The organism is Stappia sp. BW2, from assembly GCF_008107695.1.
GTDB lineage: Bacteria > Pseudomonadota > Alphaproteobacteria > Rhizobiales > Stappiaceae > Roseibium.
In genome coordinates this window covers 134,366-158,360 of record NZ_VIRG01000066.1, presented here as the reverse complement: position 1 = coordinate 158,360, position 23,995 = coordinate 134,366, and the positions used below count along the sequence as shown (strand labels likewise).

At 58.3% G+C, this 23,995-nt stretch carries 20 protein-coding genes; 13 read left to right on the top strand and 7 right to left on the bottom strand.

Annotation, left to right across the window (positions count from 1 at the left end; all coding sequences use genetic code 11):
- Positions 1-67: 67 nt before the first annotated feature.
- The 3 genes from FMN63_RS12225 to gltX all read left to right on the top strand — a co-directional run bounded on the left by FMN63_RS12225 (position 68) and on the right by gltX (position 4,620).
- Positions 68-1,735, top strand: a complete 1,668-nt coding sequence (locus tag FMN63_RS12225) for an NAD+ synthase (protein ID WP_148584251.1) — start codon at positions 68-70, stop codon at positions 1,733-1,735.
- Between the two features lie 253 nt (positions 1,736-1,988).
- On the top strand, positions 1,989-3,206 hold the full coding sequence (locus tag FMN63_RS12220; RefSeq protein ID WP_148584250.1) for an MFS transporter: 1,218 nt from the start codon (positions 1,989-1,991) through the stop codon (positions 3,204-3,206).
- A gap of 52 nt (positions 3,207-3,258) precedes the next feature.
- Positions 3,259-4,620, top strand: a complete 1,362-nt coding sequence (gene gltX / locus FMN63_RS12215; protein ID WP_148584249.1) for a glutamate--tRNA ligase — start codon at positions 3,259-3,261, stop codon at positions 4,618-4,620.
- Here the strand turns inward: gltX and FMN63_RS12210 are convergent.
- A complete protein-coding gene (locus FMN63_RS12210) occupies positions 4,583-5,905 on the bottom strand; it encodes a DUF2865 domain-containing protein (RefSeq protein WP_209001095.1) in 1,323 nt (440 codons plus the stop codon). The genes gltX and FMN63_RS12210 overlap by 38 nt on opposite strands.
- 170 nt (positions 5,906-6,075) lie before the next feature.
- Positions 6,076-6,576 (bottom strand): MarR family winged helix-turn-helix transcriptional regulator, encoded by a 501-nt coding sequence (locus FMN63_RS12205; RefSeq protein WP_148584247.1) that lies wholly within the window; start codon positions 6,574-6,576, stop codon positions 6,076-6,078.
- Between the two features lie 370 nt (positions 6,577-6,946).
- Between FMN63_RS12205 and FMN63_RS12200 the strand changes: the two genes are divergently transcribed.
- Complete coding sequence (locus FMN63_RS12200) at positions 6,947-8,203, top strand: MBL fold metallo-hydrolase (protein ID WP_209001094.1); 1,257 nt, start codon at positions 6,947-6,949, stop codon at positions 8,201-8,203.
- 137 nt (positions 8,204-8,340) lie between these two features.
- A complete protein-coding gene (locus FMN63_RS12195) occupies positions 8,341-8,856 on the top strand; it encodes a CreA family protein (RefSeq protein ID WP_148584246.1) in 516 nt (171 codons plus the stop codon).
- 32 nt (positions 8,857-8,888) lie between these two features.
- On the opposite strand, the gene FMN63_RS12190 is transcribed toward FMN63_RS12195, so the two are convergent.
- The 3 genes from FMN63_RS12190 to FMN63_RS12180 form a co-directional block, all read right to left on the bottom strand.
- Positions 8,889-9,230 (bottom strand): ArsR/SmtB family transcription factor, encoded by a 342-nt coding sequence (locus tag FMN63_RS12190; RefSeq protein ID WP_148584245.1) that lies wholly within the window; start codon positions 9,228-9,230, stop codon positions 8,889-8,891.
- A gap of 171 nt (positions 9,231-9,401) precedes the next feature.
- The gene (locus tag FMN63_RS12185) at positions 9,402-9,590 is read right to left on the bottom strand and encodes a sugar transporter (RefSeq protein ID WP_148584244.1); all 189 of its coding nucleotides are present in this window, start codon (positions 9,588-9,590) and stop codon (positions 9,402-9,404) included.
- Between the two features lie 140 nt (positions 9,591-9,730).
- Positions 9,731-11,407, bottom strand: a complete 1,677-nt coding sequence (locus tag FMN63_RS12180; protein WP_209001093.1) for a L,D-transpeptidase family protein — start codon at positions 11,405-11,407, stop codon at positions 9,731-9,733.
- Positions 11,408-11,787: 380 nt separating this feature from the next.
- On the opposite strand from FMN63_RS12180, the gene cysS reads away from it, so the two are divergent.
- From cysS to rarD, 5 genes are all read left to right on the top strand, one after another.
- Positions 11,788-13,203, top strand: a complete 1,416-nt coding sequence (cysS, locus tag FMN63_RS12175; protein ID WP_148584243.1) for a cysteine--tRNA ligase — start codon at positions 11,788-11,790, stop codon at positions 13,201-13,203.
- A gap of 245 nt (positions 13,204-13,448) precedes the next feature.
- Positions 13,449-13,868, top strand: coding sequence for an endonuclease domain-containing protein (locus tag FMN63_RS12170; RefSeq protein WP_502706270.1), 420 nt, complete (start codon positions 13,449-13,451; stop codon positions 13,866-13,868).
- The gene (locus tag FMN63_RS12165; RefSeq protein ID WP_148584242.1) at positions 13,868-14,374 is read left to right on the top strand and encodes a GFA family protein; all 507 of its coding nucleotides are present in this window, start codon (positions 13,868-13,870) and stop codon (positions 14,372-14,374) included. The genes FMN63_RS12170 and FMN63_RS12165 overlap by 1 nt, the downstream gene beginning before the upstream one ends.
- A 31-nt stretch (positions 14,375-14,405) precedes the next feature.
- The gene (gene cimA, locus FMN63_RS12160; RefSeq protein WP_148584241.1) at positions 14,406-16,001 is read left to right on the top strand and encodes a citramalate synthase; all 1,596 of its coding nucleotides are present in this window, start codon (positions 14,406-14,408) and stop codon (positions 15,999-16,001) included.
- A 40-nt stretch (positions 16,002-16,041) separates the two neighbouring features.
- Complete coding sequence (gene rarD, locus FMN63_RS12155; protein WP_148584240.1) at positions 16,042-16,947, top strand: EamA family transporter RarD; 906 nt, start codon at positions 16,042-16,044, stop codon at positions 16,945-16,947.
- Positions 16,948-17,006: 59 nt separating this feature from the next.
- Here rarD and FMN63_RS12150 read toward each other — a convergent pair whose 3' ends face one another.
- A complete protein-coding gene (locus FMN63_RS12150) occupies positions 17,007-18,260 on the bottom strand; it encodes a GGDEF domain-containing response regulator (protein ID WP_148584239.1) in 1,254 nt (417 codons plus the stop codon).
- A gap of 124 nt (positions 18,261-18,384) precedes the next feature.
- Complete coding sequence (locus tag FMN63_RS12145; protein ID WP_498925578.1) at positions 18,385-19,020, bottom strand: TIGR00730 family Rossman fold protein; 636 nt, start codon at positions 19,018-19,020, stop codon at positions 18,385-18,387.
- A 243-nt stretch (positions 19,021-19,263) separates the two neighbouring features.
- Here FMN63_RS12145 and FMN63_RS12140 point away from each other — a divergent pair, with 243 nt between their 5' ends.
- From FMN63_RS12140 to FMN63_RS12130, 3 genes are all read left to right on the top strand, one after another.
- The gene (locus tag FMN63_RS12140; RefSeq protein WP_148584238.1) at positions 19,264-20,880 is read left to right on the top strand and encodes a LysM peptidoglycan-binding domain-containing protein; all 1,617 of its coding nucleotides are present in this window, start codon (positions 19,264-19,266) and stop codon (positions 20,878-20,880) included.
- A 301-nt stretch (positions 20,881-21,181) separates the two neighbouring features.
- A complete protein-coding gene (locus tag FMN63_RS12135) occupies positions 21,182-21,580 on the top strand; it encodes an ArsR/SmtB family transcription factor (RefSeq protein ID WP_148584237.1) in 399 nt (132 codons plus the stop codon).
- A gap of 111 nt (positions 21,581-21,691) precedes the next feature.
- Complete coding sequence (locus FMN63_RS12130; protein WP_148585548.1) at positions 21,692-23,575, top strand: ABCB family ABC transporter ATP-binding protein/permease; 1,884 nt, start codon at positions 21,692-21,694, stop codon at positions 23,573-23,575.
- Positions 23,576-23,995: the final 420 nt, after the last annotated feature.

Below are 23,995 nucleotides of genomic sequence, written 5' to 3'. Positions count from 1 at the left end.
TCCGATTGGACGTTCACCGATCTAGCGGCTACACCAGAAAGCAATGTCACTTCCTGGTAATTTTCCGATGATTTCAGACCGTTTCAGACTGGCTGTCGCGCAGCTAAACCCGACCGTTGGCGATGTGGCCGGGAACGCAGACCTGGTTCGCAAGGCCCGGCAGGAAGCTGCCGCGCAAAGGGCGGACCTTGTGTTGACCTCCGAGTTGGTGCTTGCCGGGTATCTGCCCGAAGACCTTGTCCTGAAACCGGCCTTCGTTGCGCGCTGCATGGAAGCGGCCGAAACGCTGGCCAGAGAAACCGCCGACGGCGGCCCGGGCCTGATCCTGGGGTCTCCGTGGCGAAGCGAAGAGGGCAAGGTCTATAACGCCGCTTTGCTTCTGGACCAGGGCGAGATCAAGGCCGTTCGCTACAAATACGACCTGCCCAACTATAGCGTCTTTGACGAAAAGAGGGTGTTTGCCGCTGGTCCCTTGCCAGGGCCTGTCGACTTCCGCGGCGTGCGCATCGGCCTTCCCATCTGCGAGGACATCTGGAACGACGAGGTCTGTGAGTGCCTGGAAGAAACAGGGGCTGAGCTGCTTCTGGTTCCCAACGGCTCTCCTTATTGGGAGCACAGGGCAGAGCATCGCCTGCAAGTGGTCGTCTCGCGGGTGGTCCAGACCGGTTTGCCGCTGATTTACTGCAACCAGCTTGGCGGTCAGGACGAACTGGTTTTCGACGGCGGCTCCTTCGCGCTTCACGCGGACAGGTCGCTGGCGTTCCAGATGCCTCAGTTTGAAACGGCTCTCGGCATCAGCGACTGGAAACGGGACGGCGAGACCTGGGTCTGCGAAAACGGTTCTGTGGCAAAGCTGCCGGACCTGGATGAGGCCAACTGGCGCGCCTGCGTCATGGGGCTTGGCGACTATGTCACCAAGAACGGCTTTCCGGGGGTAGTGCTTGGGCTGTCCGGCGGCATTGACTCCGCCATTTGCGCGGCCATGGCCGTTGATGCGCTGGGGGCCGACAAGGTTCATGCGATCATGCTGCCGTATCGCTACACCTCGGAAGAAAGCATCGCAGATGCAGCTGCTTGCGCCAAAGCCCTCGGCATCCGTTATGACACCGTGCCGATTTCCGAACCGGTCGAAGGATTCCGGTCTGCACTCGGCGAGCTTTTTGCCGGCACCGAGGAAGACACGACGGAAGAAAACCTTCAGTCGCGCGCACGCGGCGTGATCCTCATGGCGGTGTCCAACAAGTTTGGCCATATGGTCATGACAACCGGCAACAAGTCGGAAATGTCGGTCGGTTACGCCACGCTTTATGGAGACATGAACGGCGGCTACAACCCGATCAAGGACCTCTACAAGACCCAGGTTTACCACCTGGCAGCATGGCGGAATGACAACCAGCCTGAAGGTCTGCTGGGGCCGGGCGGCGAGGTGATCCCGAGCAATATCATCACCAAGGTGCCAACCGCCGAACTGCGCGAAAACCAGACCGATCAGGACTCCCTGCCGCCCTACGATGTTCTGGATGACATTCTGGAATGTCTGGTGGAAGACGAGATGTCGGTGGGCGACATTGAAAAGCGTGGCCATGACCGGGCGCTGATCCATCGCATAGAACATCTTCTTTATATTGCCGAATACAAACGCCGGCAGGCGCCTCCGGGGGTGAAGATCACCGAGCGCAATTTCGGCAAGGACCGGCGATATCCCATCACCAACAGGTTCCGGGATCGCTCCTAAGGGGCCTTGAAAGGCGCTTCCCTGACGGGCGTTTCGCGGCAACTGACCGATTGAATTTGAATGGGCGCAGCAAGGAAAGTCGCCCTTATCCTTGATCAGGCGCGCCACCGCTGTCTCGAAGAATAGGCTGCTTGCCCAGACAACTGCCGCATGTTCTTCGAGACGGGCGTGATGGTTTTCCTCAGGTTGAGGATGAAATCCGATACCGCACATCGCTTTTTTATCTGCCTGCCCTTGAAAGGCTTTTGGCTCAATGCCCTATTTTTCGTTCGTGCGTGAAAACCTCCGCTGGCTTGCTGCCTGTTACCTGCTGGCGGTGTTTTCCGGCTTTGGGCAGACGTTTTTCATCTCGCTGTCGGCGGGCGACATAAGGGCGGAGTTCGGTCTCAGCCACGGTGATATCGGCTTGCTCTATATGGTTGCGACGCTCGGCAGCGCGCTGACCCTGGCCTATGTCGGCCGCAGCCTTGACCACTTCCCGGTGCAGAAGATCGCAGCCGTGGTCATGATTGGCTTGGCCTTGTTCTGCCTGGCGATGGCCAATACGTCTTCCGTCTGGATGGTCGGGCTAACCTTCTACGGTCTTCGCCTGTGCGGACAGGGCATGATGACCAACACGTCGATAACCGCAGCCGGCCGCTGGTTCACCGCGCAACGCGGCCGGGCGGTTTCAATCGCCGTTCTGGGCTTTCCCACCGCCGAAGCCCTGTTTCCGCTCTGCTTCGTTGTTCTGGCCAATGCCTTTGGCTGGAGGGGCGCCTGGACGGTATCGGCCGTGGTGCTCGCAGTCGTCGCCATGCCGGTGTTGCTGACGCTACTGGCAAAGGATCGCATACCCTCCGCATTGGAAACCGCGTCGGCCAAAGCGGAAGGCCGTCAGTGGACGAGGGGGGAAGCACTTCACGACGTTCGCTTCTGGCTGGTCAATAGCGGCGTCAACGCACCTGCCTTCATCGGCACGGCGATCTTCTTCCACCAGGTTTACCTGGTGGAACTCAGAGGCTGGACGCTGGAACTGTTTGCAAGCGCCTTTCTGCTGATGGCTTCCGGGGTGGTTTGCGCTTCTCTGGTAATTGGCCCCTTGATCGACCGGTTTTCCGCCCGTCAGTTGCTGCCCTTCGCATTGGTGCCCCTGACGCTGGCCTGTTTCGTGCTCGCCAATTTCCACGCACCGGCGGCCGCCTTTGTCTTCATGCTGCTTGTCGGCATCTCGAACGGGTTCAACAGCACGCTGGTCGGGGCGTTGTGGCCGGAGGTCTACGGAACCAGGCACATGGGGGCCATTCGATCCGTGGCCTTCTCCGTCATGGTGTTTGCTTCTGCTGCAGGCCCCGGTCTGGTCGGCTGGCTGATAGACAGGGGCGTCTCGTTCGATCTTCAGGTCACGATGATGGGACTCTACTGCCTCGTTTTCTGCGGTGTCCTCGGCTTTGTGTCGCGAACCTACCGGTCTGGAGAACATTCTTCCTAAGGTCAGATAGTTTGGGGTTGCCGTCCGGTTCATCCCCGGCTAACTCATCGCCATGACTGTCACCGTACGCTTCGCGCCGTCGCCGACCGGCCACATCCACATCGGCAACATCCGTCCCGCACTCTACAACTGGCTTTTTGCCAGGAAGATGGGCGGCAGGTTCATCCTGCGTTTCGATGATACGGACCTTGTCCGTTCGAAGCAGGAATACGCCGATTCCATCGAGACCGACCTGCAATGGCTCGGCATCGAGCCGGACTTGAAAGAACGGCAGTCGGACCGGATCGCAAATTACGATGTGGCAGCCCAGAAGCTGAAAGACGCCGGGCTGCTTTATCCGTGCTACGAAACGCCGGATGAACTGGAGCGCCGCCGGGCACGTCAGCGAGCGCTTGGCAGACCCCCGGTCTATGACCGTGCAGGCCTGAAACAGACGGCGGAAGAACGCGCCGCCCTTGAGGCGGAAGGCCGCAAGCCACATTGGCGGTTTGTTCTGCCGAACCACGACGGCAACCCGTTTGAAACCAGACGGACTGACGTTGCCTGGTCGGATCTGTGCCGGGGCGACCAGACTGTCGATCTGGCGTCCATGTCCGATCCGGTTCTGGTTCGGGCGGATGGGTCGTATCTCTACACTTTCACCTCCATTGTCGATGATATCGACATGGACGTGACCCACATCATCCGCGGCGAGGATCATGTCTCCAACACTGGTGTGCAGATTGCCATCTTCGAAGCGATGGGCGCCAAACCACCGGTGTTCGGTCACCACAACCTGCTGACGACGATCGATGGCGAAGGCCTGTCGAAACGCAAGGGTGCGTTGTCCATTGGCTCTCTGCGCGAGGACGGGCTGGAGCCGATGGCGGTCGCTTCCCTGGCTGTTCTGACCGGGACAAGCCAGGCGGTCGAGCCGGTAGCGACCATGGATGCGTTGATCGAGAAATTCGATCTGACCAGCGTCTCGCGGTCCTCCGCCAAATTCGATCCGGAAGAATTGAAATCTCTCAATGCCCGCCTGGTGCACGACTTGCCTTTCGAAGCGGTCCGGAAACGCCTTGCTGACATGGGCATTGATGCTGGAGCCGAATTCTGGGACACCGTGCGCGGCAATTGCGAGACCGTTGGCGATGCCCGTTCCTATTGGCAAGTTGTCACCGGCCCGGTCGAAAGCCGCATCGAGGACGAGGACCGGGATTTTGTCTCAGGAGCGAAGGCCTTGCTGCCGGATGGTGAAGTAACCGGGGAAACCTGGGGCGAGTGGACTTCAGCTTTGAAGGCGGAAACCGGCCGCAAGGGGCGTGGCCTGTTCATGCCGCTGCGCCGGGTGCTCACCGGCATGGATCACGGTCCGGACATGAAGGCCTTGCTGCCGCTTATTGGGCGACAAAATATTCTGGACCGACTACCCTGACAGAGGCCTTTCGGTCCGGCGCCTCGTGGTAGCCGTCGTCATCGTCCTTGAACACAGGGGAAAAGGCCGTCAGTTCCTCCTCGTCCGGTTCCTCGCGGGAACGGATCGAGAGGACCGGGAAACCGTCCTTGAACCCGGAACTTGAGGCAACTTTGTTCTCGCCGCTCTCAACTCGTGTTGCGGCGAGGTCCAGTCGTGCAGAGACGTCGAAACCCTTTTCCATGTTCATGAGGGTATCGGGATCCTCAAAACGCGGTAATTGCGTTCTATCGAGCGGAGTTCTTGCAAGCGGAGAGGGGAGGTCCTCTTCGTGCTCGAAGGTGCCGCCACGGCTCGGCTGAAGCGTTCTGCGCGGCAGGCCGGCGCTGATATCGGTGAAAAACACCCTGTTTCCAGAGCTGGTGCTGAGATCCGTCCAGGCAGACTGCGCTTTTGACTGACGGGTCTTGCGGCAGCTGCAGCCTTCCACGAATTCACTCTTGTAACGGTAGGCGAAAGGCTGTTCGGAGTAGAGATTGCCGGCAAGGGACATCATCTGGGACTGATCCCCGCCCGGGTTGCGATAGACATAGAGCTCGGTTTCGGCGGCAGGACAGATTTCCGAACACCGCGCCTCATCGTAGGCAAAATGGTTCTTGCCTGTCGAAAAGCTGACCGGGAAGAAATAGCCGTCGCAGGTTCTGACGCAAACGGTCCGGAAAGCTCCACCCGACGGAAGGGAATAGCGTTTGGTTTCGCTGCGGGTCTGGCGGCGCACGGCGGCAATTTCGCGGTCGCCCGTCTTCGCGGAGGTGCGTTCGACACGAGGCTGTTCGGCGTGTTGCTGCGGGTTGAAAATACGGGCCAGAAACGACTGCGGCCTGGTTTCGGCGCCCGTATTGCGTTGCTGGGCTTCGCGGGCCGGGGCGTTGCAATTCTTTTTGGCGAGCGATGCCTTGATCTGCCGAACGCGTCTGGTGTTTTTCGACGATCCTCCGCCTGATTTGGCAAGCTGCCGTTCAATTGCAGCGAGGTTGGCCTTCATGCGTTTGATCTTGCCGTTGAGACCTTTGCATTTGGACGAAGCGGTAGAGGCACATCCGAAATAGGTCGCGTCCCGTTCCGCCGCATTGATCGCTTTTTGCTGCTGGGACTTCGCGGTGCTCCATTTGCGGGCCGCGGGGGATTGTGCGCTGGAACGCTGTTCGAGCCGCTGAAGCTCGGCTTTCAGGCTGGAGCAGCTGGCGGCGCTTGCCGCTTGTGCGCCCAGCATCAGTCCGGCAGTGAGCGCAACAGCGCGTGCCAAAACCTTTGACCTGCCAGACCAACAACGTCTCATCACCCAACCCCTGCAGCGTGTTTTTCACGCCGTATCGGCTCCCGGCCGATCACCTGTACTATCGCTGCCGATCATATCAATAGCAACGAAAGCTCTCACGTTAGGTTAATGGCGAAACGGCAGAACCATGAAAAGTTTCAGTCGCTTTGGCCGGCTCGGGCAGCTTCGTGAAGACGTTCAAAAACCTCGTCCAGGACGGATTTCTGTTCCTCGGTCAATGCGTCTTCCAGGTTTTTTGAGTAGGCGAGCGCTTGCGGAACAATGTCTTCGTACATGGCGTTGCCTTTTTCCGACAGGCTCAAGCTCTGCTCCCTCTGATCGTTCCTGTTCTTGTCACGCACGAGAAGATCGCGTTTTTCCAGCGCTGCGACGGCCCGGCTGACCTTGGTCTTGTGCATGGACGTTGCCTGGCTGATGTCCCGGGCTGTCATGGCCTTGTGTTCGCCAAGTGTTGCAAGCACCCGCCATTCGGGAATGCCAATGCCGTATGTGTCTGCATAGATTCTGGAAAGGGACCTGCTGACGGTCTCCGCCAGATGGTTTAGCCTGTAAGGCAGAAAAGCGCCCAGCTTCAGGACTGGTTTGGCAGGTTCCTTGCCGGAGGGGGCAGCGGATTTGGGCCGTTGCTGATCGCACATGTATAAGTCGACGCCTTGGAGCTTCGTTATGCCCGATTGAGCAGGCAGATGAACAATGCCGTTATCCGGCCATTTTCTTTGACTAGCAAGTATATCCTAATGAATAATGCTGGAAAGACACCCGGGCCAGTTCCGAAAAAGTAACAGGATAGAAAGCAAGCGTGACGGAGAGCTTTATCAAGCGCAGTCAAAATAGGGCGAATGAGCCGATCTATCTGTTGATAAAGAAGGAATATTTAAGGAATTGGTAATTGAAAAATTGCGAATCAGACATCGAAACTGAGACGCTGCAGTCAACAGGAAAATGCGCGGCAACATTGGCGCAGGCCGATATATGCAGTCAGGCATCTGGCAGGAAAGCGAGACCGCAATGGTAGAGATGACAAACAGATCCGAAGTTGTTCCGGGCGAAAACGAACGGTTCGAGGAACTTGGACGCGGCTGTTATGCCTATAGTGCGGATGGCTGTTCAAACACCGGAGTTGTCATCGGCAGCAAGGGTGTGCTGATTGTCGATGCGCAGGCAACCCCGGCACTTGCCGAGAAGGTTCTGAAGAAGGTTCGCGAGCTTACGGACAAGCCGGTCAAGCAAGTCGTTCTGACCCACTTCCATGCCGACAATACGCTTGGGGCCTTGGCGTTTGAGCCCGAAGAAATCATCGCGTCCGATCTTACCAAGCGGATGATGGAAACGCGCGGCGTTGAAGAGATTCGCGTGGCGCGGGAGCGGGACACCGCGTTGTTCAACGGTCTCCCTGTACGGGCAGGCGTGAGCAAGCCGTCCATGACCATAGCCTCGTCGATGACTATCGATCTTGGCGGGGTGGAGGTTCGGCTGATGCATCTGGGCCGGGCTCATACGATGGGTGATCTGGTGGTCTGGGTGCCGCAGAGCGGCGTGATCTTTGCTGGTGATCTGGTGCAGAAAGCCGCCGTTCCCTATTGCGGAGACGCGCATCTGGCCGACTGGCCCCGCGCGCTCGACCGTATCACGGCCTTCCGGCCAACCGCGCTGATGCCGGGCCGGGGGAAATCTGCAGTCGGCGCGCAAGCCGTTGCGACCGCAGTGGAAACAACCCGCGATTTTGTTATTACCCTCCGGGATGCCGCCGCTGCATGTGTTGAGCGGGGCCTTGGGCTGAAAGAGACCTTTCAGGCGGTTTACGACGCATTGGCCGGTCGCTTCGGGTCGAGGACCGACTTTGAGTTCCATCTGCCAATCAGCGTCGCACGGGCTTATGACGAGGCGCTTGGCCTGGACCAGCCGCAGGTTTGGACGCGGGAACGGATCGTCGATCTGTACGACGCGCTGGACGGAGCGGTTGCCACTGCGGATGCCACGTCTAATCAGACTGTAGAAGACACTGCTTCGAGCGATGCTCCGTCGCAGGAAGCAGATGCCGAGGCACCCCTTGCCGGCAGCGAGGCAAAGGCGTCCGATCTCGTGTCGGACAGCGAGTTTGCCGCCTCGCTTGCGCTTGGTTCTGAAGAAGACGTTGCGGCAGATGACGAAGACATGGAACTTTCGGCAGGCGACATCGTTGAAGATGATAAGCCGTCAGACAAAGCTGAAACCGCGTCATCTGACAAAACCTCTGCCGACAAGGTTCTTGAAGACGCCCGCTAACAGCGCTTTGAAAATCCGGTAAAGACAACTCGTAAGACGCGCGCCATCTGGGCGCGCGTTTTGTTTTGTGCTCAACGCTTGATCGCGCGTTCGTGAACCCCACATGTTCTGGCGGTCGAAAATCTGGAGGATTTCTAATGCGTTTTCTGGTTGCTGCCGCCCTTGGCGCCTCTTTGCTGCTGCAAGGCATGGGCGCTGCCCTTGCGGCGGACGAGCCTGACCTGATCTTCAAGAAGTCGACCGTTTGGAAGTTTCTCACGCCCGACCACAAGCTGGCGACCTACGCGATAGACGACCCTATCGTTGACGGTGTCGCCTGCCACTTCACCGTTCCGGAGAAGGGGGGCGTTTCCGGTTGGCTGGGTGTCGCGGAAGAAGTTTCAGACGTGTCTCTGGCCTGCCGTCAGGTGGGTCCGATCACGATCAAGGAGAACTTCGAACAGGGCGAGGAAATGTTCCGCCAGCGCCGTTCGTTCATCTTCAAGAAAATGCGCATCGTGCGTGGCTGCGACGCCAAGCGGAACGTTCTTGTCTATCTGGTCTATTCCGACAAGCTGATCGAGGGTAGCCCGAAGAACTCGACTTCGACCGTTCCGTTGATGCCCTGGGGCGATCAGCCACCGCCCAAATGCGGTGACTTTTTGAAGGACTGAGGCTGAAGACTGATGTCTCTGAGGGGCGCGGATCAATCCGCGTCCAGCGTTTCCATTTGCTGGGGGCCGGGCAGTTCTGTATCCGCGCAAAAATTCTTGTAAAGCACGGACATGATGTCCCGAACCGGTTCGCTGGCGAGCTGGTAATAAATAGTTGTGCCTTCGCGGCGGGTGGTGACGAGGCCCTGCGCCCTGAGAAGCGCAAGCTGTTGCGAAACGGTTGGCATGCGCATGCCGGTTTTTTCCGCCAGTTCGCCAACACTACGTTCGTTGTCGAGGACAAGACACATCAACAGCAATCTCGGCGCGGATGCCATCATCTTTAAGAAATCAGCTGCAGCTTGTGCTTTATCTTCTAGTGCTTTGTAGTCCATGGGAAGACCTTGCCAAACATCGGAGTAAACTGCAAGCAAAGAGGCTGGAACTTCCTCTGCGTGATTGGTTGCGAGTAAGATTCCCACTGATTTCAAGGTGTCTCAACTTTAAAGATACACCCTTTGCCAGGGCAACTTGTACCGGTCTCATCAACGCTCGCGAACGTGCTTTTATATCCGACCGGCCACTGTGACAATAATATTTCCGTTGCCGCAGCCGGTGCCGGTGGTCAGGCACATGCCTTTCTGCTGAGCTTCCTGGCCAAACGCCTTGGTGCCGTCGGTGATCGCGATGATGGCCGCAAACGGGCCGCCCAGGATGATGGCGAGGAACATGAGGACGAAAAGGCGGTTCAGCATGGGGTAACTCCAGATGGCAATCCGTATCGATTGACTGGAGATTAGTGGGGCCGCCTTGAACCCATGCTGAGTGTCGTATTCAGCTAACGTTCAGATACGTAAACAGGGATAAAATTGTTATATAACAAGGGTTTGTCCTGTCAGAGGTTCTGTGTCATCGCTTCACGCAGTGCCTTTAGAAGCACTTTGTCGCGGTTGTAGATGTCTTTTCTGAAATGGGTCGATCCGTCCTTGTTCATCCATGCGGTCAGATAGGTCAGATGAATGTCTATCTCGACCTTCGGCTTGACGACTGTGCGCTCTCCGCTGTCGCGGATGGCTTCCCAGTGCCCGGGTTTTGCATCTGAATCGACCAGGAGAATATCCGCCAGGGCAAAAGGATCCGAGACGCGAATGCAGCCGTGGCTGAAGGCGCGCTCGGCCCTGGAGAACAGGGATTTGGAAGGGGTGTCGTGAATGTAGATGTTGAACCGGTTCGGGAACATGAACTTGACGCGGCCGAGCGCATTGTCCGCCCCCGGATCCTGGCGCAGGCGGAACGGAAAGTTGCCACCGGAATAGCTGTTCCAGGCAACCTGTGTCGGCGCGATTTCATTGCCTTCCTGAAAGATCCGAATACTCTTGCTGTTAAGCGCTGTCGGGTTCTGTTTCAGTTTCGGAAGGTATTCCTTGGTGGCAATGGAGTAGGGCACATTCCAGTAAGGGTTGATCTCCACATATTCCAGCCGATCGGAGAACACCGGCGTCGCATGGTAGGGCTTGCCCACGACGACCCGCGCTGTGTGAATGGTCTTGCCGTCGCGTACCACTTTCAGGTTCTGGTCTGCCAGATTGACGAAGACATAGAACTCCCCTGGATCGTCCGGCATCCAGCGCCGCCGCTCCATGTTGAGTTCCATCTGGATGAGCCTGTCCTGAATGGGGATGTTGAGCTGGGCAATCGTGTCCTTGCCGATGACGCCGTCGGTCGCAAGGCCGTGATATTCCTGAAACAGCTTCACGGCTTCCACCAGCGCACCATCGTAGATGTCGCCGGTATGGTCGGCTGCGCCTGGAATGTCCTCTTCCATCAGCCGGGTTCGCAGAACGGCAAGGCGCGGATCGCTCATGCCAGGTTTCAGAACTTCACCATCAGGCACCGACGTAAAGCCGCCGGCTGCCGCCTTTTCCCGGTATTGCGCAAGCCGCCGCTTCAGGCGGGCGTAATTGTCGGTCTGTGGGGCAAGGCTCTCCAGAAACGCTCCGAAATCCACGGCCTGTTCTGCATTTTCAAACAGGACTTTGGGATCTGGTCGGTCGGGAAACAGGTTCAGGGCCTTGTTGACCTTGTTGGGCTGGACGCGGCCTGAGGAAAGATGGGTCGCATAGCGGAGGAACTGAACGGACAGGTCCAGATCGAACTGGGCCCATTCTTCCTCACTTTGAGAGGTTTCCGAGCGCTTGATAAAGCCGAGGGGATCGTAATTGTTGGGGTTGAGTGCGTGGTCGTTCGCCGCTGCCATTGCGGCGATCGCCAGGTGAGCATCCTCCGTCAAGCCGTTTTCAGTGAACCAGATGGGGGCAAATGCGCGTTCGCCATAGTAAAGCGCCAGGCCCTCGGGCACGTCCGGCGACATCTGCGCCTGAATTGCCTTGGCAATCGGGGTTTGCGGCTCGTTGACAGCAGGGGACGGGACGACTTGAGTCTCGCTCGCCACAGGAGCCTTGGTCTGGGCTGGGGCCTCGGCGGCGGATGCCGAAAGTGGTCCTGACAAAAACGCTGTCAGTGTGAAAAGAAGACCGACATATCTGTTACGGCACGTGTAAATCATTCCCATCGGAAATGCCCCCTTTGATTCCCAGCCGGCAAAGTCTAGTGCATCTTGCGAGCAATTGAACTCAGTTCAGCTACTTTGTCCTTCTATAACGGTTCACAATTGTTTCCGTTGCAGGAGATGGTGTGCCGGTTTCGAAAATTGTCTGCCGCGGTGACGTACCTGCGCCACAACACAGGGAAATTGGTGTTCTGGCGGCAACAGCAGCCTTGACCGGGTTCTGTTTTCCGGTCCATAAAGCGCACCATGATGACGGCCACACGGAACATCATTTCGATCACCATTATTTGCAGCTAGCGACACCGCTGGCTGTGGCCGTTCCCTCTTGGCAAAATTTCCTTTGAGACGGACCGCCCGGCCAGCCGGCCAGGAGACCGTTTGACATGAGCGCCGCTGAGACAGAGATATCCGGCACTTTCAAGGGCTTGAAGCTCACCAACACATTGACGCGCCAGAAGGAAGACTTCCGGGCGATCGATGACGGGAATGTGCGTCTCTATGTCTGCGGACCGACCGTCTATGACTTTGCACATATCGGCAACGCGCGACCGGTCATTGTCTTCGACGTGCTCTTCCGGCTTCTACGCCATCTTTATGGTGCGGAGCACGTTACCTACGTGCGCAACATCACCGACGTTGATGACAAGATCAACGCACGGGCCCTGCGCGATTTTCCCGATTTGCCGCTCAACGAAGCCATTGCCCGGGTGACGCAAACGACGGCCGACCAGTTCCACAAGGACATCAAGTCTCTTGGCGTACTGGAGCCGAGCATCGAACCGCGCGCGACCCAGCATATTGGCGGCATGGTTGAGATGATCGAGGCACTGATCGAGAAAGGCCACGCCTATCGGGCAGGCGGTGAGGTGCTGTTCGACACCCAGTCCATGCCCGACTACGGCGGCCTGTCAAAGCGCAAACTGGACGAGCAGCTTGCCGGCGCCCGCATCGCGGTGGAAGCGCACAAGAAGAACCCTGGCGACTTCGTACTCTGGAAACTTTCTTCCGAAGAAGAGCCCGGCTGGGACAGTCCGTGGGGCAGGGGCCGTCCTGGCTGGCACATCGAGTGCTCGGTCATGAGTGCGCACCATCTGGGTGAAGTTTTCGATATCCACGGTGGCGGGCTCGATCTGATCTTCCCGCATCACGAAAACGAAATCGCCCAGTCCCGCTGCGCGCATGGCACCAAGGTGATGGCCAACTACTGGATGCACAACGGCTTCCTGCAGGTGGAAGGCCGGAAGATGTCCAAGTCCGAGGGCAACTTCTTCACCATTCAGGAGCTTCTGGAGACAGACAGCTTCGGCGGTCGCAAGTGGCCGGGCGAAGTGCTGCGCCTTGCCATGCTGATGACCAACTACCGTGAGCCGATCGACTTCTCCAAGCGCAAGCTGGAAGAAGCGGAAAATCTGCTGGCGCGCTGGCCCGATCCGGTCGAAACGGACGCAGCTCCCGCCGCCGAAGTGCTGGACGCCCTTCTGGATGACCTGAACACGGCAGGCGCGATCCAGGCACTCCACGCGCTCGCCGGCGAGGCTTCCAAGGATCCCGCCAAGCTGGAGGTTTTCTCGGCATCCGCTGCGCTCCTCGGCGTTCATCCGGTCAAGGCGGATCTCTCGGGGGTTGATGAAGCCGGTATTCAGGCGGCTATCGAAAAACGCCTGGAGGCCCTCAATGCCAAGAACTGGGCGGAAGCCGATGCGATCCGGGACGATCTGACGTCTCAGGGAATTCTTCTAAAGGATTCAAAAGACTCAGAAACCGGTGCTCGCGTGACCACCTGGGAGGTAAAGCGGTGAGATTGTGCCGGGCGGAAAGACGGGATACCCCCCTCTGTCCGCTGGCGCGGACATCTCCCCCGCAAGGGGGAAGAGGGGCGTATGCCGCCCAGCTTCACTCTGGCACCCGACGCTACAAGGGGCAGACGGGGAAATCTCTGAAAGTCGGACTGAGTCAGGATCTCACTGTTTGGCTCCGAGGTGCCTCACATACCTGTCTCCCCCCTTGTGGGGTAGATGTCCCTGCAAGGGACAGAGGGGGGGATGTGACCTTCGCGACATATGCCGGGTATCGATCTCGGCAAGGGGCGCGCTACATGCCGCACCAGTCTGCTTCCAAGCAACTTGGATCAAACGCCAAACGCCTGCGCTCGCAAATGACGGACGCCGAAAAGAGGCTCTGGCAGGTGATCCGGGCGCAGCGGCTGGAGGGGATTTCCTTTCGCAGGCAGATGCCGATCGAAGGGGTTATTGTCGACTTTGCGGCGCCTGCCAATCGATTGATCGTTGAACTCGATGGTTCCCAGCACGGGGAAACGCGGGGTCTGGCATGCGATGCCGCCCGTGTTCGCAAACTTCAGGCTCTTGGCTGGACGACCCTGCGCTTCTGGAATGCGGAGGTCATGCAGGACCTTGACAGTGTCTGCCGCAAGATCCTGAACGCTTGTGACAAGGAGCACCTCTGATGGCTGGTGGTGTTCACAAACTGAGCGGCGGCTGTCAGTGCGGGGCCCTGCGGTTCAAGGTCGAAGGGCCTCTGGGCGAGGCTTCCATTTGTCATTGCCGCATGTGCCAGAAAGCCCTCGGCAGCTTTTACGCGCCGCTGGTCAGCGTGCCGGAGACCTCCAGGTTTGTTTGGACACGCGGGTCACTGAAGCATTTCCAAAGCTCCAATCACGCGTACCGGGGCTTTTGCGCCGAGTGTGGCACTCCGCTGACCTACGAGGCGCCGGACGGCATCGCACTGGCTATCGGAAGTTTTGATGATCCCTCGCAGATCCCGCCGACCATTCAGTTCGGGGTAGAAGCGAAGCTGCCTTACACCGACCGCATGGGGCAAATTCCCGAACGGGTGACGGAAGACGATTTGGAGGCAGCACCTTTTCTGGCGTCGCTGGTCTCTTTCCAGCACCCCGACCACGATACGGACACCTGGCCTCCGGTTCGCACCGGGGCTAACGACAACGAATAAAAGACAGCTCAACGCTGCTCAGGAAACGGATATGACCAAGGAACGGCTTTTTCTTTTCGATACGACACTGCGGGACGGTGCCCAGACCAGCGGGGTCGATTTCTCCGTCAACGAGAAGGTTGTTGTCGCTGAACTGCTGGAGCGTCTTGGCGTCGACTACGTTGAAGGCGGCTATCCGGGCGCCAACCCGACCGATAGCGAGTTCTTCAGTGAAAAGAGAACGCGCAGGGCCACCTTCACCGCCTTTGGCATGACCAAACGCGCTGGCCGGTCGGCCGCCAATGATCCGGGGCTTCAGGAAATACTGTCCGCCAGTTCAGATGCCTGCTGCTTTGTGGCCAAGGCGTGGGACTATCATGTGCGGGTCGCGCTTGGCTGCAGCAACGAGGAAAATCTGGATTCGATCCATGAGACCGTCACCGCGGCGGTAGCTGCCGGCAAGGAAGCGATGATCGATTGCGAACACTTCTTCGATGGTTTCAAGGCCAATCCGGACTATGCGCTCGACTGCGCCCGCACCGCCTACCAGGCCGGAGCCCGCTGGGTGGTTCTGTGCGACACCAACGGCGGCACATTGCCCGACGAGATTTTCGACATCGTCACCAAGGTCCAGGAGGTCGTTCCCGGAACGCACCTTGGCATCCATACCCACGACGACACCGGCCATGCTGTCGCCAATTCGCTGGCAGCGGTGGACGCAGGCGTGCGCCAGATCCAGGGGACTTTGAATGGCCTTGGTGAGCGCTGCGGCAACGCCAACCTGATTACCCTGATTCCGACGCTCAAATTGAAACCGGCATTTTCCGACAGGTTCGAGATCGGCGTCAGCGATGAGCAGCTGAAGGAGATCACTGCGATCTCCAACGCGTTCGACGAAATCCTCAACCGGTCTCCGGACCGGCAGGCGCCCTATGTGGGCGAGACCGCCTTTGCCACAAAGGCGGGCATTCATGCCTCGGCGATCCTGAAAGATCCGCAGACCTATGAACATGTCACGCCGGAAAGCGTTGGCAACCACCGCCGGGTGCTGGTGTCGGACCAGGCTGGCAAGAGCAATCTTCTGGGCGAACTGGCCCGGGTCGGCATCGACGTCGACAAGGCCGACCCGTGTCTCGACCTACTGCTGGCAAAGGTCAAGGAGCGCGAAGCCGAAGGCTATGCCTATGAAGCTGCCGACGCCTCTTTTGAGCTGCTCGCCCGCCGGGAGCTGGGCGAGGTGCCGCGTTACTTCGTGGTCGAATCCTTCCGTGTGATGGTGGAGCGCCGGTTCAATGCAATCGGTGATCTGGTCACCGTTTCAGAAGCCGTGGTCAAGGTGGATGTGGATGGCGAGACCCGGATGTCGGTCTCCGAGGGCAACGGCCCCGTCAACGCCCTCGACATGGCGCTGCGAAAGGATCTGGGGAAATATCAGTCGGCTATCGATGGTCTGGAACTGATTGACTATAAGGTGCGCATCCTCAATGGTGGCACGGGCGCGGTTACACGCGTTCTGATCGAAAGTCAGGATACCGTCACGCACCGGCGCTGGTTCACGATCGGGGTATCCTCCAACATCGTCGACGCCTCGTTCCAGGCCCTGGTCGACTCCATCACATTCGCGCTGATGAAATCCAACGTGACCTGACCCCGGCCACGGGTTGTTCAGGCACCAGAAAGGCAATGCCATGTCGCAGACGGTGACAAGCACCGAAGCGAGCACCGAACTCCGTCACGGCCTCCTGTTCGGCCTGGCGGCTTATGGCATGTGGGGCTTTCTTCCGGCCTACTACAAACTGACGGAGACCGTTCCGGCAGACCTGGTGGTGTCGCATCGCATTCTCTGGTCGGTGCTGTTTGTCGGCCTGTTTCTCTATGCGCGCGGCCGCTGGCATGAAGTGTACGATGTTTTCCGCCAGCCGAGGGTGCTGATGGGGCTGACGGTGTCGGCCACCTTGATTGCCGTCAACTGGCTGACCTTCGTCTGGGCCATCGCTCAAAATCATGTGCTGGATATTTCGCTCGGATACTTCATCAATCCGCTGGTCAGTATTCTGGTTGGCCTGTTCGTGCTGAGGGAAAAACTGACAACCTGGCAGGGCATTGCCGTTGGGGTTGCTGCCGTTGCCGTGGTGTTGCAGGCGATCCTGGCCGGTGGCTTGCCCTGGGTGTCGCTTGTGCTGGCGTTTTCCTTTGCCGGCTATGGCTACGTGCGCAAGGTCACCCCCGTTAAGGCAACGACAGGGCTGTTTGTGGAAACCATCGTTTTGTTTCCGCTCGCAGCCGGTTACATGCTGTTGAGCCTGAGCTGGGGCGAGGATGCGCTGGTGTTGAATGATCCTCCGGTTCTGCTTGCCCTCGTGGGCACGGGGATCGTCACGGCCTTGCCCCTGATCTGTTTTTCAGCCGCCGCCAGACGCCTGCCGCTCTTCATGCTCGGGCTGATGCAATATATGGCTCCGTCCATGCACTTTCTGATGGCCGTCTATCTCTGGGGTGAGCCGCTGGACTCGACGACGCTGATGACCTTCGGAATGATCTGGGCTGCTCTTGCCGTGTTTTCCTACGACAGCTGGCGCCGCTACCGGCACTGAACCAGCGTTTGCGGGGGCAGGGTGTGTGGCCTATCCCTCAGTTGAAGCAAGACTTGTCTCTAGTCAGTGTAGACCAAGCGTCCGCGGCCACTGCGTTTGGCGGCATACAGTCTGTGGTCGGCGGTTTTCAGCGCATCGCCGAACTTTCCGCCTTCCAGCTGCGCTGCTCCGATGCTGGTCTTCATCAAGTGTTCGTCGCCGTCCTGCCGGACGGGTGACGTCTGAATAGCGTCCAGAAGGTTTTGCAGCCCTTCGATGACCTCAGTCTCTTTCTTGTCCCGGAAAACGATGCAGAACTCGTCGCCGCCGAGCCGCGAGACAATGTCGCCGTCGCCGGCGAGCTTCATCAGATGTCGGGCAAAGCTGACCAGAACCGCATCGCCGAAATCATGCCCGAGTGAATCGTTGATGGCCTTGAAGGAGTCGAGGTCCAGCAGGGCCAGCCAGTGCGCGCGCCCTTCGGAAGCCGGCCAGGACTCAATCGCCCTGGTTGTTTTCTCCAGCAGATAGCGGCGGTTGTGGAGCCCTGTGAGAGCATCCCGCATCGCCATGTTGTTGAGTTCTTCGATCCGGTAGATGTAATCGAGGTTTTGCGATACCCGCAGCAGAAGTTCTTCCGGCGGGCAGTTCTTGTCGACGAAATCCGCCGCGCCGTATTTCAGGAACCTCACCCGGTTGTCCGGATTGGCATAGGACGACATGCCGATAACGCCGACTTGTTCCGGGGCATGTACCCGGCGAGCTGCCTTCAGAAAGGTAAAGCCGTCTTTGTCCGGCATGAAATAATCCGCCAGAACCAGCTTGATGTCCTTGTGTTCCTTCAGGGTTTGAAGAGCTTCGTCGGCGGAGGCCGCCTGATAGATCTTGTAAAGATGCTTGCCGACGATGTTCGAAATCAGCTCCCGCTCGACTGCTGAATCGTCCAGAATCAGAATGCCGATCTTCGGGTTCTGAGCCAGCTTTCTGATCAGGTCCGTGACATAGTTCAAGCTGCCGGGAGAATCTTTCAGAACATAGTCGATGACGCCCTTTTCCATAAACTTGCTTCGGGTTTTCGGGTCGAACCGGCTGGTGAAAACGATGGTGGGAATGTTCCACTTTTCGCACAGGTCGACGATTTCGCCATCCGGCGCGTCCGGCAGGGTCAGGTCGACAAGAGCGAGGTCGGGTTCGCCAATCGGCAGATTGAGGCAGTTTTCGGCTTCTTCGTAGCTTCTCGCTACCATGATTTGATTGCGGCCAACTTCATGCAGTTTCTTGACGATTGCCTTCTCGAAAAATGCTGCGTCCTCAACAACAAGGGTAGTTTGCATCGAGTAGCCTGTTCTGCCAGCGTCTTACACAAGGTTCCATTCTACTTCGAGAGCTGTAACTCGAAGTGGTTCCGACAATCACAGTCGCGCGAAAGTATTACAATACATTATACATTGTAGGGTTTTACAGATCGGTTACCGTCGCGCAGGCGTCTTCTGCAGGCAGGGGTTCGCCGTTGATGGCCCGGCGCAACATGGGCAGGATATCGTCTACGGACCGGGCAACAAGATAGGGAACTTCCGTGTCCGGACGGATGTATCCCTGCGCCCGCATGTGATCCAGAAGTTCCAGCAGGGGAGACCAGAAACCGTTGATGTTGGCCAGTGCCACCGGCTTGCGGTGCTGGCCCAACTGAGCCCAGGTCATCATTTCGACAGCTTCTTCCAGCGTCCCGACGCCGCCGGGCAAGGCGATGAAGGCGTCGGCTTTCTCGAACATCAGATGCTTGCGTTCATGCATGTCCCGCGTGACGATCAGGTCTTCCAGCGTGTCGAGCATCACCTCGCGTTTTTCAAGGAAACGCGGAATGATCCCCGTCACCTTGCCGCCGGCTTCGAGCGCGGCGTTCGCCACCGTTCCCATGAGGCCGACAGATCCGCCGCCGTAGACAAGTCGAAGACCAGCCTCGGCGATGAGCTGTCCCAGACGCGTGGCGGAGGCTTCGTGTGCCGGGTCGGACCCAAAGCTGGACCCGCAATAAACACAGACGCTTGTAAGCTGATTTTGAGAAACCGTATTCATGACGCAAAGATGTGGCATTCAGACCGGCAAAAGGTCAAGCATTCTGTTTGAGCGGCCCTGGTTCTGAACCAGGTTTTCTTGCCGCGCCCGGAAAAGACGGTTATGCATGAAACGGGATCTGAAGATGGCCGGTAACAAAGCAAAACAGGGCTGGCAAAGCCAGGGGATCTGCTGAGACAGGCAGCACCCGGAAGGGTGTAAACAGGGGAACGGATTTGGAGAGCGCCGCATCAGCTGGCAGCTTTCCCGGCGGGACGCAAAATGAACAACAAGACACTCATCTGGACTTTGATCGTAGCCGTGCCCGTAGGCCTGGCTGCCCTGGTAACAGGGTATATTTACCGCGACACAGGGCATCTGCCATTTCAAAACGGCGCCGACATCGCCGCAACGCCGACCGTTTCCGGCGACAAATCGACTGCGCAGCAATCCGATGGGTCGCAAACAAACGCAGATGACACGGTAGAGAAAACCGCTCAGGCGGACACCGCGAAAGACGAGCCGGCTGTGGACGCTGCAAAAGCCGGTCCGCATTTTGACGTTGTCGGGGTGGAGCCGACCGGGGAAACGGTCGTGGCCGGCCGCTCTGTTGCAGGTGCCATTGTTGCCCTGACCGCAAACGGCAAGGTAGTCGGCAAGAGCATCGCCAACGAAGTGGGCGAATGGACCATCATTCTGGATGAGCCGTTGAAGCCGGGCGACTATGACGTTGGCCTGGAAGTGCATGACGACACCGGAAAGGCGATTGCCACCTCCGAAGAACGGCTTGCCGTTTCGCTGCCCAAAGGCGGCAAGGAACAGCCCCTCGTGGTGCTGAACACGCCAGATGGTCCGTCCGACATCCTGCAGAAACCTGCGACCGAACAACAGGTTGCCTCGGCAACGACTGCAACATCTACAGAAGAAGGCACCGCCGCGCAGGCAGAAGGACAAGCCTTAGAGACTGAATCTGCTGCCGGCAAAACACCGGCAGAAACAGCCGCGAGTGTGGCTAAAAACCAGCAATCAGCTTCCAAGGCGCTGTCCACGGCACTGAACGAAAAAGCCGCGGACGTCCAGGACCAGACCGCAGTTGCGTCTGCCGAAACGAAAACAAACGGCATCACTGCTTCCGCTTCCTCGGCTGAAGCCCAAGGCCAACCAGCCACAGATACGCCAGCTGGAGCGACAGAAGTTGCGTCAGCGCCAGCGGCGGGTGCAGCTCCATCTACCGACGCCCGCCAGCAGGCAGCGTCTGACACGGCTGATGCTGGCGGGCAGCAGGGGAGCAGCACCGTCGTTGCCTCTGCCAGCAAGGATGAAGCGGCTGCCGTTCCCGAGGCGGCTGCTGACGCCCCGACCGTGACCGTCGAAGCTGTGGAATCCGAAAAGGACAAGGTCTTCATCGCCGGAACCGGAGAACCAGGCTCATCCGTCCGCGTATATGTCGACGACGATTTTCAGGGTGAGGCCAAGGTCGGCTCGAGCGGCAAATGGCTCGTCCAGGGCGGCAAGAATGTTGACGAAGGCAATGTCGAGATTCGCGCCGATCTGATTGGCGAGGATGGCAATTCGGTCGACGCTCGTGCAGCCGTTACCTTCGAGAAGGAAGAAGACAAGCAGATTGTGCTGACAAAGGTCATCGCAAGCGGCGAGGGAGCGGGGGCTGAAGGCCAGGGGGCGGAAGTCAAGAAATCCCTGCCGGTGGTGATCATCCGCAAGGGCGACAATCTTTGGCGCATCTCCCGTCGTCTTTATGGCGAGGGCTTCCGCTACACCACGATCTACAAGGCCAACCAGGAGCAGATCCGCAATCCGGACCTGATCTATCCGGGACAGGTGTTCCTGACACCTGAGGGCGATCTGAACTGGCCGAAGCCGAAAGGAAACAACGGTTGAGAGCCGGCGGTTCCTGCTGAAGACATCGCATCACGCGACGGGACGACATTTGCCTGGCCTGACCGAACGCCGGGAAAATCGCCTAAGTCCTTGGATTATTTCTAATCTTCCAATTGAAAACCTGGGAAGGACCGGCATCGGTGCTCTTCAGACAGGGCTCGACAGGACGCCTTCGCGAAACATGAGCAACAAGGGTCGGGGGTGGAACGAGCCTCGGCCTTTTTGCCGCGGCCCCTTGTCTTTCTTGCCTTTCATCGCATATCAACGATGAAACAAATAATTGTAATGAGGAAACCGCCCCATGAGCGGGACGGATCTGCCGGCGGGTGGAAACAGCAAGGACGAAACGGAAGATCTTGCAAGCTGCGAGAAACTTGCGGCTATTTTCCGCGCGCTTGGACATCCGGCCCGGCTGGCAATCATCCAGCAGCTTGCAAGTCAAAAGGGCGCTTGCTGCGGTGAGATCGTCAGTCATCTGCCATTGGCCCAGTCGACTGTGTCCCAGCACCTGCAGGTCCTGAAGGACGCAGGGCTTCTGTTGTGTGACACGCGGGGCAGAAACTGCCACTACGCGCTCAATTGGCAAATGCTCAGGCAGGCCGAATGCCGGACGAGTCATTTCTGGGAGCGCCTGAATGCGGCGCAGCCTGAAGAGACAGAGCAGCCAGCCGGCTCACATTCGGTTTCCACGACAGACTAACCCGAACGGCCACCTTCTGTGGCCTGGAGATTTTATGTGAACGATCAGTCAGCGACCACGCCGCAAAAGCCTACGGCTGCGGCTTCCGGCAGCCAATCCGCTCAACCGCACATCCGCAAGCCCGTCAATGCAGACGATGGCAGTATCTTCGCGACGCTGGCCAATCTTTGGCCCTACATCTGGCCGTCAAACCGGCCGGATCTCAAGCAGCGTGTCCTGTTCGCCATCTTCGCATTGATCATTGCCAAGATCGTGACGGTCCTGTCGCCATATTTCTTCGCCTGGGCAACGGATGCGTTGACGGGGGAAGACTCAAACCTGCCTGCTTTTCTTGTGGCTCCGGTCATGCTGGTGCTTGCCTATAACGCGGCCCGCGTCATGGCGGTGGCTTTCAACCAGTTGCGCGATGCCCTGTTTGCCCGGGTCGGACAGCATGCCGTGCGCCAGCTGGCGATTCTGACGTTTCGCCACTTGCACCAGCTTTCCCTGCGCTTTCACCTTGCTCGGCGGACAGGCGGGCTCAGCCGGGTTATCGAACGCGGCGTCAAGGGCATTGAGTCGATTGTCCGCTTCACCATCTTGAACGGCATTCCGACGGTTCTGGAATTTGCCATCATGGCGGCGGTGATCTGGTACCAGTTCGGCTTTTTCTATGTTGTCATCGTCGCGGTGATGATTGTTGCCTATGTCTGGTTCACCATCAAAACCTCGAACTGGCGCATCAGCATTCGCCGGGAAATGAATGACAGCGATACGGATGCCAATTCCAAGGCCATCGACAGTCTGCTCAACTTTGAAACGGTCAAGTATTTTGGCAATGAGAACATGGAAGCCGAGCGCTTCGACGTGTCCATGGCAAGATACGAAAGTGCCGCCACGAAAACCTGGACGTCCCTTTCCTGGCTCAATTTCGGCCAGGCGGTCATTCTCGGGATTGGTATGGCGGCCTGCATGGGGCTGTCTGCACAGGCCGTGTTGGCGGGCGAGCAGAAAATTGGCGACTTTGTCCTGATCAACGCCCTGCTGATGCAGATTTCCATTCCGCTCAATTTCATCGGCTTTCTCTACCGGGAAATCCGTCAGGGCCTTGCGGACATTGAATCGATGTTCGACTTGTTGATGGTACCGGCCGAAATCGAAGACAAGCCGGATGCCAGCCCGCTGAAGGCTGTTGAAGGCAAGATTGCCTTCAAGAACGTACACTTTCACTACGATGCCGACCGACCAATCCTCAAGGGGATCGATCTTGAGGTTCCAGCCGGCAAAACGGTCGCCATTGTTGGGCCTTCCGGGGCAGGCAAATCGACGATTTCCCGTCTTCTGTTCCGGTTTTACGACGTCACCGATGGCGCCGTGGAGATAGATGGTCAGGATGTGCGCGACGTGACCCAGGAAAGCGTGCGACACGCCATCGGGATGGTTCCCCAGGACACCGTGCTCTTTAACGACACGATTGCCTACAACATTCGCTATGGCCGCCCGGATGCCAGCGAAGAGGAAGTTCGGGAGGCCGCGCGCATGGCGCAGATCCACGACTTCATCGAGCGGCTGCCGCAGGGCTATGACGCAGAGGTCGGCGAACGCGGACTGAAGTTGTCGGGTGGCGAAAAGCAGCGTGTCGCCATCGCCCGGACGATCCTGAAATCGCCACCGATCCTTATTCTTGACGAGGCAACCTCGGCGCTCGACACCCACACGGAACGTGAAATTCAGTCGGCCCTGGACGAGGTTTCGCAGGATCGGACGACGCTGGTTATTGCTCACCGCCTGTCGACCGTGGTGAACGCAGATCAGATCATCGTTCTGGAAGCCGGCGAGATTGCCGAGCGCGGCACCCATCAGGAACTGCTGGCCAAAAACGGTCTTTATGCGTCCATGTGGGCCCGCCAGCGCGAGGCCGACGAAGCCGAAGAACGGCTCCGGGCGGCGCGTGAAAACGACGAACTTGGCATCGTCACTCGTGGCCAGAGGGCAGACTACGTTCCGGCAAAATAAGGTGGTGGTAATACCGATGCGTCGTCATCGCGGCCAGGCAAAGCGCAGGCCGAGTTTGAGAAAGCATACGCGCCCGCAATGATGTCGATCTGTTTACGAGATGTCAGGGCTCAGCGAGCCCTCTGGTCTGTGTTTCGTTTTGTGCTGAATGACAAGCCAGGAAATGGCGGTGTCCGCTCAGGCCACTCGAACTGTTGCCTGTCTCAGGTCATTGTCACAAGCTGCCTGGTCTGTTGAAGGCATTTGAAGAGCAGGGGCAGTCGCTGCCCTTTTGAAAAACAGGCTTGAGATTGCACCTGCCAGGTGACGCAGTTCGGCGTGGCGAGCCGCGCGGGCACGGGCTTCGAAAATATCTCCTGTATGTGTCATGGCGCTCTCCATCGCTAAGGGTGTGAGCCTTTGTCTCATATTGCCAACTTT